The 15,631-nt window shown below is 40.3% G+C and carries 15 protein-coding genes; 7 read left to right on the forward strand and 8 right to left on the reverse strand.

What is annotated here, in order from left to right; translation table 11 throughout:
• Positions 1–102 precede the first annotated feature (102 nt).
• Positions 103–1,233: a glycosyltransferase family 4 protein gene (locus tag H8744_RS04865; RefSeq protein ID WP_262433756.1), complete on the forward strand. Its 1,131-nt coding sequence runs from the start codon at positions 103–105 to the stop codon at positions 1,231–1,233.
• On the opposite strand, the gene H8744_RS04870 is transcribed toward H8744_RS04865, so the two are convergent.
• The 5 genes from H8744_RS04870 to H8744_RS04890 all read right to left on the reverse strand — a co-directional run bounded on the left by H8744_RS04870 (position 1,234) and on the right by H8744_RS04890 (position 6,167).
• Positions 1,234–2,235: a glycosyl transferase family 90 gene (locus H8744_RS04870; protein ID WP_262433757.1), complete on the reverse strand. Its 1,002-nt coding sequence runs from the start codon at positions 2,233–2,235 to the stop codon at positions 1,234–1,236. It lies immediately after the preceding gene.
• A gap of 191 nt (positions 2,236–2,426) precedes the next feature.
• A complete protein-coding gene (locus tag H8744_RS04875) occupies positions 2,427–3,488 on the reverse strand; it encodes an IS5-like element IS1169 family transposase (RefSeq protein WP_008777670.1) in 1,062 nt (353 codons plus the stop codon).
• Between the two features lie 106 nt (positions 3,489–3,594).
• Positions 3,595–4,506 carry a lysophospholipid acyltransferase family protein gene (locus H8744_RS04880; protein WP_262433758.1) on the reverse strand — a complete coding sequence of 304 codons (912 nt, stop codon included), beginning with the start codon at positions 4,504–4,506 and terminating at the stop codon, positions 3,595–3,597.
• A 14-nt stretch (positions 4,507–4,520) separates the two neighbouring features.
• Complete coding sequence (locus H8744_RS04885; protein WP_262433759.1) at positions 4,521–5,558, reverse strand: glycosyltransferase family 9 protein; 1,038 nt, start codon at positions 5,556–5,558, stop codon at positions 4,521–4,523.
• A 3-nt stretch (positions 5,559–5,561) separates the two neighbouring features.
• Entirely contained in the window at positions 5,562–6,167 is a 606-nt protein-coding gene (locus tag H8744_RS04890; protein ID WP_262433760.1) for a DUF4254 domain-containing protein, read from the reverse strand.
• A gap of 253 nt (positions 6,168–6,420) precedes the next feature.
• Between H8744_RS04890 and pdxB the strand changes: the two genes are divergently transcribed.
• The gene (gene pdxB, locus H8744_RS04895) at positions 6,421–7,500 is read left to right on the forward strand and encodes a 4-phosphoerythronate dehydrogenase PdxB (protein WP_262433761.1); all 1,080 of its coding nucleotides are present in this window, start codon (positions 6,421–6,423) and stop codon (positions 7,498–7,500) included.
• Here pdxB and purN read toward each other — a convergent pair.
• Complete coding sequence (gene purN, locus H8744_RS04900; RefSeq protein ID WP_305067340.1) at positions 7,472–8,095, reverse strand: phosphoribosylglycinamide formyltransferase; 624 nt, start codon at positions 8,093–8,095, stop codon at positions 7,472–7,474. The two genes, pdxB and purN, sit on opposite strands and share 29 nt — an antisense overlap.
• Before the next feature lie 98 nt (positions 8,096–8,193).
• On the opposite strand from purN, the gene H8744_RS04905 reads away from it, so the two are divergent.
• From H8744_RS04905 to H8744_RS04920, 4 genes are read left to right on the forward strand one after another with little or no spacing between them, the layout of a single operon-like run.
• Complete coding sequence (locus tag H8744_RS04905; RefSeq protein WP_002558672.1) at positions 8,194–8,430, forward strand: acyl carrier protein; 237 nt, start codon at positions 8,194–8,196, stop codon at positions 8,428–8,430.
• Positions 8,431–8,445: 15 nt separating this feature from the next.
• On the forward strand, positions 8,446–9,708 hold the full coding sequence (gene fabF, locus H8744_RS04910; RefSeq protein WP_262433763.1) for a beta-ketoacyl-ACP synthase II: 1,263 nt from the start codon (positions 8,446–8,448) through the stop codon (positions 9,706–9,708).
• 4 nt (positions 9,709–9,712) lie between these two features.
• Positions 9,713–10,594, forward strand: coding sequence for a ribonuclease III (gene rnc / locus H8744_RS04915; protein WP_262433764.1), 882 nt, complete (start codon positions 9,713–9,715; stop codon positions 10,592–10,594).
• Between the two features lie 28 nt (positions 10,595–10,622).
• Positions 10,623–11,564: a glycosyltransferase family 10 domain-containing protein gene (locus H8744_RS04920; protein WP_262433765.1), complete on the forward strand. Its 942-nt coding sequence runs from the start codon at positions 10,623–10,625 to the stop codon at positions 11,562–11,564.
• A gap of 7 nt (positions 11,565–11,571) precedes the next feature.
• On the opposite strand, the gene H8744_RS04925 is transcribed toward H8744_RS04920, so the two are convergent.
• Positions 11,572–12,585 carry an ATP-dependent 6-phosphofructokinase gene (locus H8744_RS04925; RefSeq protein ID WP_305067444.1) on the reverse strand — a complete coding sequence of 338 codons (1,014 nt, stop codon included), beginning with the start codon at positions 12,583–12,585 and terminating at the stop codon, positions 11,572–11,574.
• A gap of 324 nt (positions 12,586–12,909) precedes the next feature.
• Here H8744_RS04925 and H8744_RS04930 point away from each other — a divergent pair, with 324 nt between their 5' ends.
• Entirely contained in the window at positions 12,910–14,418 is a 1,509-nt protein-coding gene (locus H8744_RS04930; protein WP_262433767.1) for a GH3 auxin-responsive promoter family protein, read from the forward strand.
• Positions 14,419–14,547: 129 nt separating this feature from the next.
• Here H8744_RS04930 and mnmA read toward each other — a convergent pair whose 3' ends face one another.
• Positions 14,548–15,618: a tRNA 2-thiouridine(34) synthase MnmA gene (gene mnmA / locus H8744_RS04935; protein WP_305067445.1), complete on the reverse strand. Its 1,071-nt coding sequence runs from the start codon at positions 15,616–15,618 to the stop codon at positions 14,548–14,550.
• Positions 15,619–15,631: the final 13 nt, after the last annotated feature.

Consider the following 15,631-nt stretch of genomic DNA (forward strand, 5'->3'; position numbering starts at 1 on the left):
TAATATAACAGCCACAAATGTAATATATTTAATCGGTTCTGCCATTAAAATGCTTAAAAACACTTACCTTTGCCTAATGACGAACTCCAAACTATAAAACGAATGAAAATAGCTTTTGACGCCAAAAGAGCTGCCCAAAACCGTACAGGGCTTGGCAACTACAGCCGCTTTGTAATTGAAGGTTTAAGCCATTATTACCCAGAGAATGAATATCTGTTGTATACACCGAACGAACGAAAAGCACGTTTATTCGGTGATCTGACTCAACAGAAGAATTGCACGATCTGCTATCCCGACAAAATCATTTGGAAAAAGCTATCCGCTTTATGGCGTATCAGCGGCATCAAAAGCCAATTACGGAATGACCGTCCCGCCATATTTCACGGATTGAGCAACGAACTTCCATTGGGTATCGAACGCCTGAAAGAGACCAAAAGCATAGTTACCATTCATGACCTTATCTTTTTCCATTATCCGGAGTTCTATGCTCCTATCGACCGGAAAATCTACGCTTATAAATTCGGGAGGGCCTGTAAAGTAGCAGATAGCATTATAGCTGTAAGCGAGTGTACGAAACGCGACATCATCCAGTATTATGGAATACCAGATGAAAAAATAAAAGTAATTTACCAAGGATGTGACGAGAGCTTTCTTCATACTGCGAACGATAAAGTAAAAGAAGAAGCGAGAAAGTCATATAATTTGCCTTCGAAATATTTGTTATATGTAGGCAGCATTGAGAGCAGAAAAAATCTACTGTTGATTGTAAAAGCTTTGGAAAAAGCGAAGTGCGATCTTCCTCTGATTGCTATCGGCAAGCATACGCCTTATGCCGATGAAGTATGGCAGTATGCTATCAAACATGAATTATCCGAAAGAATTTTCATGCTTCACAATGTCCCGTTCCGCTATTTTCCTGCTATTTATCAGATGGCTTCACTATTTATCTATCCAAGCTTTTTTGAAGGGTTCGGTATACCGATATTGGAAGCACTCAATAGTAGAGTTCCTGTAATCGGCGCTACCGGCTCGTGCCTTGAAGAAGCCGGAGGCCCGGATTCGATTTACGTCCATCCCGAGGATGCCGATGGCATGGCTAATGCTATCGATCGTATCATAAGCGATCAAAAACTGCAACAGAACATGATTGAAAAAGGCGTAGAATATGCCCGGCGATTTGAACAAAAACAGCTAACAAGAGAAATGATAGGACTTTACCATTCGTTACTATAGCTATTCTTGACTGCACAAAAGTTTACTCTGACCGGTCATACGGAAATACTTGTCAAATACCAGCAGGGAAATTAATTTCTCTCGTTGTTTGTCTTGGAATTGTGCTATCCATTCGTGTGCATGTTGAATAATGGTCTGTGCCTCATCGGGATGGTTGATAAAATGCTCCATCCGTTCTTTCAAATCCGAATAATCCGGCTTAATCTCCACATAATGATAATCGGGGATAAGTTTTCCTTCCATAAACCAAGTTTCACAAGTAGGCCGGGGCATAACTGCAAGTGAGTTGGAACTCATTACCCATTTCAGATTGCTTGCCACATCATTTCCTTCAAGGGACAGAACAAACTTATATTCCAAATGCTCCGCCAAAGTTAACATTACTCCTCTCCACTCCGGACGCACGCAATGTTTCCCTACTTCACCCACATCGCACGAAGGGTCACCCCACCAACGTTCCAGGAATTCTATCCGTCTTGGCTTTCCTACAACCTCCCCTCTGAAGATTGCCTTATCTTTCTTCTTCACAAATGGGATTTTGTCATTCAGGAAAATAAAATGCCGCACTTTATCCATATTCAAAAGAATGGAGTTCTCGTTATTATCGACCAACGGACGACTTTTTACGATGGAAGGCTCATCTTGCAAATCGCGTATATCACCAAAAGCAAATTGCCATCTCAATGCGGTGGGGAAATAACGGACAAACTCGTAAGAATCGAAAAAATAAACCGATCGATGTCCCTTTCGATGAAAGTCTGCAATTCGTTTTGCTTTACCAGAAAGAGGAGTTTCTTGTGCCAAACGACAATAATAATCAACCCTGGAAAGAATATATTCCTTATCAGGGCGATCGTCCAACGACTGCAAGATAGCATTCCGCTGCGACCTGTACCAAACATCTGGCAACAAGCATAGGCGCAGGAAGTTCCTGATATAGTATACTTGCTTACTATTCTTACCGCTATGAAATATATATTTCAATGTCTTACTTCCTACCATAAAAGCATTTTTATTATTAAGGTGAGTTCTATCAATTCAATTTATCCTCTTGTATCAGACAGCAGAACTCTTTAACTGCCCAATTTGTGAGCTTTAGTCTTGCAAATTTAGCGAATATTTTCTACCCCCCCCCCCGATTTTTACAATAATTAACTTGTGTTTGTTGTAAAAATTGGATGTGCAGGCATAATTCACCCCAACAACTCAGGTTTCAGCCTGATTATTTGCGTGTAACGACTGATGTTATACACAAGACTGGTGAATGCTACATTGGCTTTAGCACGAATAAGCCCTACTGTACGCACCACAAGTCCACGCATGGTTTGTTCCTCAAACCCGAATACATGCTCGACAAGGCAACGTGTCTTGGATTTTTTCCTATTGTCTGATTTCTGCTCCTTGGTAAGCGGACGGTTACGGTAGCCCTTTTCGCAAATTATCGGATTCATCTTATGCTGTTTTACAATCTCCTCTTGTCCGACATAACCGGCGTCCAAATACAAGTCCTTGCCTTCGTCTTTTTCATCCAGCAGTCCTTCAAAGCCTTTGGAATCATGCACTTCTGCCGACGTGGTATCATAAGAAAGTATGATCTTATTGCGTTTCTCAACTTTAGTATGCTGCTTGTAGCCGTAAAAAGTCTCATCACGCTTCTTTGTCCAGCGGGCATCTACATCCTTGTGGCACTTCTTGTGGGGATTGTCATTCCACAACTTATCACCCGCTCCCTGTTTTATCTGCTCATTTTCATCACGGGTGTTACGTTGGCGAGGGGCAATAACAAAACTGGCATCAATGATGCGACCCTCATTGAATTGCAGACCCTTACTTTCCATGAAACTATGAAATTCCGAAAAAAGCTTGTCATAAACGCCTGTATTTGTCAGGAGTTCGCGATACTTCCACACCGTCTTCTCGTCAGGAACATCGTCAACACATTCAATACCAAGAAACTTGCGGAAACTCGTACGGTCAACTATCTGATACTCTATCTGATGGTCACTCAAACCATAATAACGCTGAAGAAACAAGACCTTGAACATCAGCACACAGTCTATCGGCGGACGACCGGCATTACTTTTGCGCTCTCCGGTAAAAAGGGCTGATTCAAGAGTAGGACGAAAGATCTCAAAATCAACATACTGAGACAACACTTCAAGAGGATTGCCCATTTCATTCAAACGCAATTCACGATTCTCTGACTCAAATAGTTGATTATAACGAAGCTTACGGTATCGGGATAACTTGTTCATTATAAAATTCTTATTTTCTGCAAATTTACGCTCTTGGAACCATATAAACAACTGTACTACAATATTTTAATTTATAGAACTCCTCTTAAGTAATACTACTTATCGGCTATGCAGATTCTGATTTCAATTTCAAATATTTCTCATACGTCCGTTTCCAACGATTATGACTCCAAAGCCAATACTGAGGTGCCCTACGAATAGTTTCCTCTAACCTCCGGGCATAATCTACCGTAATCTCATAATCGGGAAACGATTTCGGATCTTCTGTCATCACAACAAAATCGGCATGGTAATAACCTCTTTTCACTCTCTGTACATCCAGATAGACCACCGCAGCATCCGTTGCTTTAGCAATGCTTTCTGCTCCGATAAAGAAAGAAGATTTATGATTCAAAAATTCTGTCCACATCTTGACAAAGTTCCAATTAGGTGACTGGTCGGATATGAAGCCGATGATAAAACGTTTATTCTGTTGTTTGTAACGCACCAAATGGCGCAATGCCATCAGCATCTCTATATTGACAGCATGAAAACGGCTGCGCATCCAAAGAAATAGCTTGTCGAATGCTTTATTCTCAATCTGATGATAAATCTGACCGGCTATAAAATTATCAGTCATACCAAGATGCAAAGGAATAGACGAGACCCATTCCCAGTTACAATAATGCCCTAGATAAAGCACACAATCCTTGTGCTTGATTATCTCGTTGATTTTGTCCACTCCACCAAATGTCATACGCTGACGCATTTGTTTCTCACTCATAGAAAACAATTTGATGGTCTCAACTATATAGTCACAAAAGTAATGATAAAACTCTCTTTCAATTTTACGCAATTCAACCAAAGGTTTCTCTGGGAAAGATTCCTCCAAATTCTTTCTGACTACTTTTCTACGATACCGAACAACATAATATAGCGGGTAATATAATAAATCGGAAAAAAAATAGAGAAGTCGCAACGGAAGCAATGAAGCGACAAACCAGAAAAAGAAAAACAAATAATACAATAAGTGCTTCATGCAAAACTATTTATCTATTTTATTAACAATCCTTCTATTTTACGTATGATTTGTTCCGGTTGAATCTGCCTCATACAAGCATAGTCTTTGCGGAAACAGGGTTTCTGTCCATACACAGAACAAGGACGGCAGGGTAAATCAAGCTGTACTGCATTGATCGGTAGCTGCTTCCAACCCATAAATCCGGCATAAGGATGCGTGGCACCCCAAACAGAAACTACCGGAGTATTCACTAAAGAAGCCAAATGCATATTGGCCGAATCCATAGAAAGCATTACATCAAGATGACTCATCATATTCAATTCCGTATTCATATCCAATTTACCAATCATCGAAATTATCGTGGGATATTTCTGCCTCCAGGCATCAAAAACAGCCTGCTCTTTTGCCCCTCCCCCAAATAGGAAAACTTTTACGTCTTGTCGGTTTGCAAAATGAGCGACTACCTGCTCCTGCAACTCTAAGGGATAAATTTTCCCTTCATGTTTAGCAAAGGGGGCGATACCTATCCACTTTATTCCTTCATGTTTAGATCCGGTTACAGACTCTATCAACGAGAAATCACCTTTCCCTTCTCCATAAATGGAAGTAAAGTTTAACATAACAGGAAAACCAAGTCTTTCTAAAACTTCCTCATAACGACGAAAAGAACTTTTCAGATTCTCAATAACTTTATGACGACGTCGCACTAACTGATGCTTCTTTTTACGCCCTTTATGGATATAATCGACCGGGATACCTGCCATCCTGAATCGAAGCCGAAGATATTTTGTCCGTAGCACATCATGAAAATCGGCTATGTAATCGAACTTTTTTTCCTTCAATTCCGAATAGAGGGCATTTAGCCCTCGAATCCCATTATATTTCCCAACTAAGTCCGCACCCATAAAACTAACATTTGACGGCAAACCTTGAAAAAGAGGTTGTAATGTACCGCGACTCAGTACGGTTATTTCGTGCTGAGGATATTGTTTCGCCAGTGAATACACAACCGGGATTGTCATTGCGACATCACCAAGTGCTGAAAAACGAATAATAAGAATACGGGCCATCGGCTATTTTTTAGCATAAAGAACCGGATTCAATGCCGGGTCATTATACATTTTCATCTGTTTGTATACCTTCATATATTTATGTCCGGCTTCAATGTCGGCCAGTAACTGGTCAATAGCAGCGGAAAGATCTCTCTTTTGCTCAAGTAAAACGGCAAGCTTCGCTTCGCATTGATCATGATGTTCCTTTGTCGTGTCCGTACGTTTTACCTCCTGCTGCATGTGATAAATCTTCAAAGCAAGGATAGAAAGACGATCTATCGCCCATGCAGGACTCTCGGTATTGATCGTTGCATCCTGTTGAGGAACCACTTCTTTATACTTGTCAAGAAAATAGCTATCGATCAGTTCTACAAGATCCGTACGATCCTGATTTGACTTATCAATCCTTCTTTTCAGTTTCAACGCCTCTGCAGGGTCTATCTGCGGATCACGGATAATGTCTTCAAAATGCCATTGCACGGCATCAATCCAATTTTTAAGATACAGATAATACTCTATCGTCTTCAATTCAAAAGGATTACTCATCGGTGCATCCACGCTATCTGTAATATGATAATCGTTAGTTGATTTCCAGAAAATGTCGTTGCAAAGGTTACTAAATACCATAATCTTAATCGTTTTTTAATGAATATACTACAAGAGACAAAACTAAAGAATATTTCTCATACGGGCAATCCTTTCCTGTATTTTATTGTGCTTTGGCATCAGAAACGCACATTTTACACCTGTACAATCTGTAATAGGTCAGGCCAACTGCTCTAAACGGAGTCCCTTCGGCCTCTTTTACAATTGTTTTTACCTGATAAATCCGGGCAAAGATACTATTTTTTCGTATTTTTGCCACAAAAGAGGAAACAAGATGAAAATAATTATAGATAATAAGATTCCTTATATAAATAAAGCCATTGAGAAATTAACTCATGATGTAACCTTTATTTCAGGAAAAGATTTTACCCCGGATATCGTAAGGGATGCCGATGCACTTATCGTACGCACACGTACCCGCTGCAACCGCGAGTTACTTGAAGGAAGCCGTGTAAAATTCATTGCAACGGCAACAATCGGTTTCGATCATATAGATACCGATTATTGCCATGAAGCCGGAATAACCTGGACTAACGCTCCGGGATGTAATTCAGCTTCAGTAGCTCAATATATAGAATCCGTTCTTATTTTACTAAAGCTCTTCCAGAAGAAGAGGTTGGATGAAATGACCTTGGGAATAGTAGGCGTCGGAAATGTTGGAAGTAAGATTGTCAAAGTAGCCGAAGCACAAGGTATGCGCGTTCTGTTAAACGACCTTCCTCGCGAAGATAAAGAAGGAAGTACAGCTTTTTGTTCATTGGAACAATTGGCGCAAGAATGCGACATAATCACTTTCCACGTACCTTTATATAAAGAAGGGAAATACAAAACTTACCATTTGGCAGACGAAGCATTCTTTCAGTCCTTACAACGGAAACCTATTATAATCAACACTTCCCGTGGAGAGGTTATCAAAACCGAAGCAATATTGAAAGCATTGAATACTGGACTTATTTCGGATACCGTCATTGATGTTTGGGAGAATGAGCCAAAAATTAATCTTGAACTATTAAATAAGGTACTATTAGGTACACCCCACATTGCCGGATACTCAGCCGATGGAAAAGCTAATGCAACCCGTATGTCACTGGATGCCCTTTGTCGGTTCTTCAATACCCCAACAGATTATAAGATTACACCGCCTGAACCACAAAATAAAATCGTAAAAGCATCGACTCTTGATGAAGCACTTTTATCGATCTATGATCCTCGCAGAGATAGCGAAGTCCTCAAAACCCATCCCGAGCTTTTTGAAAAGCTAAGAGGTGACTATCCTTTAAGGAGAGAAAAAGAAGCATATAGCTTTCAAATCCCTTCGCATCAACCTACTTCTGATCAAGTACCTTTTCAATAATTACTGGAAAATATTTATATTCCAATGCATGTACTTTCTTTGCCACATCGGTAGCTGAATCTTCCGGAAGAACAGAACACTTCGCTTGGAAAATAGTACTTCCCTCATCATAGTGTTCATTTATATAATGTATAGTAATTCCGCTTTCATACTCGCCCGCAGCAACCACCGCTTCGTGTACACGGTCACCGTACATACCTTTTCCACCGAATTTAGGTAAAAGTGCCGGATGTATATTTATGATTTTATCAGGATAAGCATACAAAAGCACCTCTGGCACTCGCAGTAAGAATCCCGCCAGCACAATAAAATCAATCTCATACTCCTTTAATAAAGCCAAAATACGCTCACCGGAACGCCACTCTTCTTTTGGAAACACCTCAGAAGGCACCTGTAGGCGATGCGCACGTTCCAAAACATACGCACCTTCTTTATTAGAAATTACCAATGCCACTCTAACAAAATCACTTTTTTCAAAGTGCCGGATAATATTTTCGGCATTTGTACCCGAACCGGAAGCAAAAATAGCGATGTTTTTCTTCATAAGCTGTCTTTTCAATGCACAAAACAGTGAAAAATGTGCAAAAGATTGCATTTAATTAGTCAAATATTTGCGCGAAACGATAAATATTCATTCCTTTGCACCGCAAAATTAAAGAAATAAAACTAATTATTAATTAAAAACTTAAAGTTATGTCTGAAATTGCATCAAGAGTGAAAGCGATTATCGTTGATAAATTAGGCGTTGAAGAATCAGAAGTTACCACTGAAGCTAGCTTCACTAATGACCTGGGAGCAGATTCTCTTGACACTGTAGAACTTATCATGGAATTCGAAAAAGAATTCGGCATCTCTATTCCTGACGACCAAGCTGAGAAGATTGGCACTGTAGGTGACGCTGTATCTTATATCGAAGAACACGCTAAGTAATCGGATTTCATCAGTATGGAATTGAAAAGAGTTGTAGTAACGGGCCTCGGTGCCATTACTCCCGTTGGCAATAGTGTACCTGAATTCTGGGAAAATCTGGTGAACGGGGTTAGTGGAGCAGGGCCTATTACTCATTTCGATGCTTCGCTATTCAAGACCCGATTTGCATGTGAAGTGAAAGACTTCGATGCAACCAAATATATTGACCGTAAAGAGGCACGCAAAATGGACCGGTATACACAACTCGCTGTAGCCGTAGCTAAAGAGGCTGTTGCCGACTCAGGTCTTGATATCGAAAAGGAAGATTTAAATAGAATCGGAGTTATTTTTGGTGCAGGTATCGGTGGTATTCGTACATTCGAAGAAGAAGTAGGCAACTACGCTATCAATAAAGAAAATGGTCCTAAGTTCAATCCGTTTTTCATCCCCAAGATGATTTCGGATATCGCTGCCGGACAAATTTCTATTATGTACGGTTTCCACGGTCCTAATTATGCCACATGTTCCGCATGTGCAACTTCAACCAATGCCATTGCCGATGCATTCAACCTTATCCGTTTGGGTAAAGCCAATGCCATCGTGTCCGGTGGTTCGGAAGCTGCGATTGCTGCTCCTGGCGTAGGTGGCTTCAACGCCATGCATGCACTGTCAACCCGTAATGAATCTCCGGAGACAGCATCCCGCCCGTTTAGTGCAAGCCGAGACGGCTTTGTTATGGGTGAAGGTGGTGGTTGTCTAGTTCTTGAAGAACTGGAACATGCCAAAGCACGCGGTGCGAAGATTTACGCAGAAGTTGCCGGAGTGGGCATGTCTGCCGATGCATACCACTTGACCGCTTCCCATCCCGAAGGTTTGGGTGCAAAACTAGTGATGCTCAATGCATTGGAAGATGCAGAGATGGATCCGAAAGAAGTTGATTATATCAACGTACACGGAACATCGACCCCCGTAGGCGATATTTCGGAGGCTAAAGCTATTAAAGAAGTATTTGGTGATCATGCATTTGAATTGAACATTAGTTCAACCAAATCAATGACCGGTCACTTATTAGGTGCAGCCGGTGCAGTAGAAGCTATTGCAAGTATAATGGCCATCCAAAACGATATAGTGCCTCCGACTATCAATCACGAAGAAGGTGACAATGACGAGAACATCGACTATAACCTTAATTTCACTTTCAATAAAGCACAGAAACGTGAAGTTAACGTTGCCCTATCCAATACATTCGGATTCGGTGGTCACAATGCTTGTGTAATCTTCAAGAAATACGCTGAGTAATATCGTGTTACGAAATCAAATAGACAAGATAAGGCTCCTGTTCCATAAGGACAGAGAGTCTTATCTTTGCTTTTATAGAATATTAGGATTCTATCCCCATAATATTCATCTTTACCACCAGGCTCTCCTGCACAAGTCAACCTCCCTCCGTTCGGAAAAAGGACGTCCTATCAACAACGAACGCCTTGAATTTCTCGGTGATGCCATTCTCGATGCCATCGTAGGGGATATTGTCTACAAACACTTCGAAGGGAAAAAAGAGGGTTTTCTCACCAATACCCGGTCTAAAATCGTACAGCGAGAAACATTAAATAAATTAGCAGTAGAAATAGGGCTCGACAAGCTTATTAAATATTCCGCCCGTTCATCTTCACACAACAGCTATATGTACGGAAATGCTTTCGAAGCGTTTATCGGTGCAATCTATCTAGATCAAGGTTATGAACGATGCAAACGTTTTCTTGAAGAAAGGATTATCCATCCTTATATCGACCTAGACAAGTTATCACGTAAAGAAGTAAACTTCAAATCAAAGTTGATTGAATGGAGCCAGAAAAACAAAATAGAGGTTTCTTTTGAACTTATCGAACAGTTCTTTGACAAAGAGAGTAACCCGGTATTCCAAACAGAAGTCAGAATTGAAGGTTTAGCAGGAGGAAATGGAACGGGGTATTCAAAAAAAGAGTCTCAACAAAACGCTGCGCAAATGGCTTTGAAAAAAATCAAATCTCCCGAATTTATGGCAAACATAAAGGAAGCCAAGGCACAGGCATCAGTAACAGAAGTGAGTAGTGAAGAGATGGAAGGAGAATTATTAGAAAAAGAAGAGACTATATTAATAGAATTAGAGAAAGACACCAAACAAAAAGAAACAATAGAAGGATAAAAAAGAACCTTTAAACAACCCGGTCTGAATGAAAACCATCAAGTTAAAATATACCGATTTTTGGGATCATTTTGATCCCAAAAACAATTTCATAACAAACGTCTTATCTAAAAAATACCATATTGAGTTTAGCGACACCCCTGATTATTTAATATTCTCTATCTTTGGGTACGAACATCTGAAATTCCAAAATTGCATAAAGATATTATATTCCGGAGAAAACATAACCCCGGACTTTAACCTTTGCGACTATGCCATCGGTTTCGACCACATAACCTTTGGTGATCGTTATATGCGCTTACCCCTCTATGTATCCTATGATATCGAGCGATTAGCAAAGCCTAAGGCTATTGATCCGGAGAAAGTATTAAATCGAAAATTCTGTAGTTTCGTTGTTTCTAATGGTGTCAGTCCGGAAAGGAATCGTTTCTTTAAATTATTATCCGAATACAAACGAGTAGATTCCGGAGGACGTTTTATGAACAATATCGGAGGCCCGGTTCCAGACAAAGAGGCATTTATAAAAGACTACAAATTCAATATTGCATTCGAGAATAGCATATATGATGGGTACACTACAGAAAAGTTACTGGAACCTATGCTTATGGACTCATTGCCTATTTATTGGGGCAACAAATTAGTGGGATTGGACTTTAATCCTCAATCATTCATCAATGCTACAGACTTTCCCTCTTTAGAAGCGGTCGTTGAATATGTTGTTAAATTAGACACGAATGACGAAGATTATCTCTCCAAATTATCGATCCCCTGGCTTAACAAAAACAACTATCTAAATTGGGAAAGCCAATTCTATGATTTTTTTGACAATATATTCAACAAACCAAAATCGGAAGCTAGATATCTCACAGACTATGGACGTGTCAGAATCTATCGCCAACGATTAAACCTTTTCAGCACAATAGATGTCATAAAAAGGAAGTTAGATGATTTACGGAATAGATTTAGATAAACTTAATTTATCCAAAACCAATCCCCATCCTCCTACCTTGAATAACCAAGTCATGATCTTCCGTCACTAACTTTAATTTACCAGCCACTTCTTCAAGAGGTACAGAAGATATTTCATCACCCCTTAAAGCTACCATACGTCCAAATTGTCTATTTGCGATCAATTCCGTAGCATGACCACCCATACGGGTAGACAGATTACGGTCGAAAGGAGTAGGTGAACCACCACGCTGAATATATCCAAGAACTGTTTCCCTAGTTTCTATCCCTGTTTCATATTCTATCTCCTGAGCGATGTATTCGGCCGCACGTTTGCCTCCATTTGTTTGAATGCCTTCCGCTACAACAACAATCGAATATGGTTTCCCTTTTTTCAAACGATTGAGGATCACTTCACCGATATTTTTTATATTATAAGGTATTTCAGGGACAAGTATCACGTCTCCTCCACCTGCCATACCCGAATATAGAGCAATCCAACCAGCCTTATGCCCCATAACCTCAATAACCATTACACGTTTATGGGCACTGGCAGTTGAGTGCAACCGGTCGATGGCATCTGTAGCAATGCTGACAGCCGAATCAAATCCGAAAGAAAAATCGGTTCCCCATATATCATTATCAATTGTTTTAGGAACAGAAACAATATTCAATCCCATAGCGGCAAACTTTGCAGCTGTTTTCTGAGTTCCGTTACCACCGATGCAAACGATGCAATCTAACCCCATCTCTTTGATATTTTGCTCAATCAATGCAGGCTTATTAACATTCTCTGCCACAACACCACCTTTCTTAAAAGGTTTTTCACGGGAAGTTCCCAAAATCGTACCGCCCAGATTAAGTAACCCAGACAAAGACTTATCAGTAATAAGTTCCACTTCCTTGGTCAATAGCCCCTGAAATCCGCTGTGAATACCTATTACCTCCATACCGTAATAATTTATAGCTGTTTTACACACGCCACGAATAGTAGCATTGATGCCTGGGCAGTCGCCCCCTGAAGTTAAAATTCCTATTCTCATCATCGTCTCTTTTGTTCTATATATTCAGCACTAATCTACTATCAGTTAAGAACCTGTCAAATTTGGATCAGCCTCATTTTTAAATTCCTTTTGAGGATACTGTTTATGATGCTATTTATTCTATAAGGTGCATAACAGGGCCATGTGACGAATAAAAAGGAAAAACAGACCAAAAAGGAAATTAAGAGAAGCTGAATAAAATGTTTTTGGAGGAAAATTTAAAAACAAGCTCCAACTTTTAACTATTATTTCCGTCGTAAAGATAGAAAAAAAAGATAAATAAGGTTACTTTTGCACGATTAAACATTATCCATTTTAAGAGAAATGAATATCACAAAGATTATAAAGCAAGCGTTCAATTCCCGTTTGAAAGAAATCGACCTCTATGCCAGTCATGCTGGCGACATACAGCACCGTGTTATGACACGCCTTGTAGCCCAGGCCGCTAACACAGAATGGGGAAAGAAGTATGATTATAAATCTATTCAAAATTACGAAGAATTCAAGAACCGCATACCTGTACAGACTTATGAGGAAATAAAGCCATACGTGGAACGGCTTCGGGCAGGAGAACAGAATCTGCTTTGGCCTTCAGAAATCCGTTGGTTTGCCAAGTCTTCGGGAACGACTAATGATAAAAGTAAATTTCTTCCTGTCAGTAAAGAAGCACTTCAGGACATTCATTACCGTGGCGGAAAAGATGCAGCCGCACTCTATTTCCGGATAAATCCCAATAGTCATTTTTTCTCCGGAAAAGGTTTAATATTAGGTGGTAGCCATAGTCCGAATTTAAACTCAAACCATAGTCTGGTAGGAGATTTATCTGCTATTCTTATTCAGAATGTAAGTCCGCTCATTAACCTGATACGTGTTCCCAGTAAAGAAATCGCTCTGATGAACGAATGGGAAAGCAAAATTGAAGCCATTGCCAACAGTACCATTCCAGTCAATGTCACCAATCTATCGGGAGTACCATCCTGGATGCTTGTACTGATCAAACGAATCCTTGAAAAGACCGGGAAACAAACATTAGAAGAAGTTTGGCCCAATCTGGAGGTATTTTTCCATGGTGGCGTAGCCTTCACCCCCTACCGGGAGCAATATAAGCAAGTGATTCGTTCGCCTAAGATGCATTATGTAGAGACTTACAATGCTTCCGAAGGTTATTTCGGCACCCAAAATGATCTATCCGATCCGGCAATGTTGTTGATGATCGATTATGGTATTTTCTATGAATTCACCCCTTTAGAAGAAGTGGGCAAAGAGTTTCCCAAGACCTATCAACTGGAAGAAGTCGAATTGAACAAGAATTATGCCTTGATAATATCGACTTCCTGCGGACTTTGGAGGTATATGATCGGTGACACGGTTAAATTTACCAGTAAGAACCCTTATAAGTTTATCATTACAGGACGGACTAAACATTTCATCAATGCTTTTGGTGAAGAGTTGATAGTAGACAATGCCGAAAAAGGATTGGTTAAAGCTTGTGCAGAAACAGGAGCGCAGGTTAGTGATTACTCGGCGGCCCCGGTATTTATGGACGAACATGCAAAATGCCGCCATCAATGGTTGATAGAATTTGCTAAAATGCCGGATTCCATCGAACATTTTGCAGCCATACTCGATGCAACATTAAAAGAGGTAAACTCTGATTACGAAGCAAAACGTTGGAAAGATATTGCCCTCCAGCCTTTGGAGGTGATCGTAGCACGCAAAGGTTTATTCCATGACTGGTTGGCGAAAAAAGGGAAATTAGGAGGCCAGCATAAGATTCCAAGGCTTAGCAATACACGGGAATATATTGAAGAAATGTTATCATTGAATGAATAATAATATTTTCCGTGAGAGTACATTAAAAGTATAATCGTTATCATTATAATTTTTTCAGACACGGATTGCACGGATTTATCGAATAAGAAGCACCGTGCAATTTGTGTTCGAAATAAGCAAACAATGACTTTATTTCGAGCCGGTTATGATCCCACCTCCAAGCAACAGCCCGTCTTTACGGTAAAAAGCAGCAGCTTGACCGGGAGCTACCGCAGTAAGAGGTTCGTGCAGCCGAACATGCAAAAGCCCTTCTCCATCGATATTTACCGTACAAAAATTCTTCTGTTTCCTATATCTTATTTTCACGATAATATCTTTCCGATCCAGCAATTGACATTCATCGACTATGTTCCAGTCTTTCAACCACATTTCAGTTTTCTCTAAAGCCTGTAAAGAAGCTAATACAATTTCGTTTTCAGACGGACGGACTTCTTTCACAAATACGGCCCGGTTCAGATCGATGCCCAACCCTCTTCTTTGGCCGATTGTATAAAAAGGATATCCCTCATGCCAAGCTATAAAAGTCCCCTTTTCATCGATAAATCTCCCTTTGGCAAGAGTAGCATTTAAAGAATTGGATGCTAAATATTGCCTCAGAAAAGTCCTGTAGTCCATCGGGCAGAAGCACACTCCGAGACTATCCTTTTTAGTCGCAGCCTTCATGAAACCTCTTTCCGAAGCATAAGCACGGGCATACGGTTTCGTCATCTCTCCCATAGGTAATAACATTCGTTTCAACACATCCTGTTTCAACCCCCATAAAAAGAACGACTGATCTTTATCCCCATCCATTCCGGGAATAATATAATACTTCCCGTCCAAATACATTTTACGTACGTAATGTCCTGTCGCCAAGTGATAAATTCCCATTTCATCAGCCAATTGCGCTAATAAAGGCCATTTCAAATAGTTATTGCAAAGTGTGCAGGGCACCGGTGTATGTCCTGCCATGTACTCGTCCACAAAATAAGTAATAATCTTTTCACGGAAAATATGGCGCGCATCATACGTGATATGTTCAATTCCAAGCCGTTCCGCCAAGTGCCGGGCATCTTCAAGATATTCGACAGAGCCGTTCAACTCATAGAAACGAAAAGTCACTCCCGTCACTTCATAACCGGCTTCTTGCAATAACATGGCAGCTACCGAACTATCCGTACCACCACTCATACCTAATAAAACACGTTTCTTTTCGTCCATCATGCCGCAAAAT

The organism is Jilunia laotingensis, assembly GCF_014385165.1.
GTDB lineage: Bacteria > Bacteroidota > Bacteroidia > Bacteroidales > Bacteroidaceae > Bacteroides > Bacteroides laotingensis.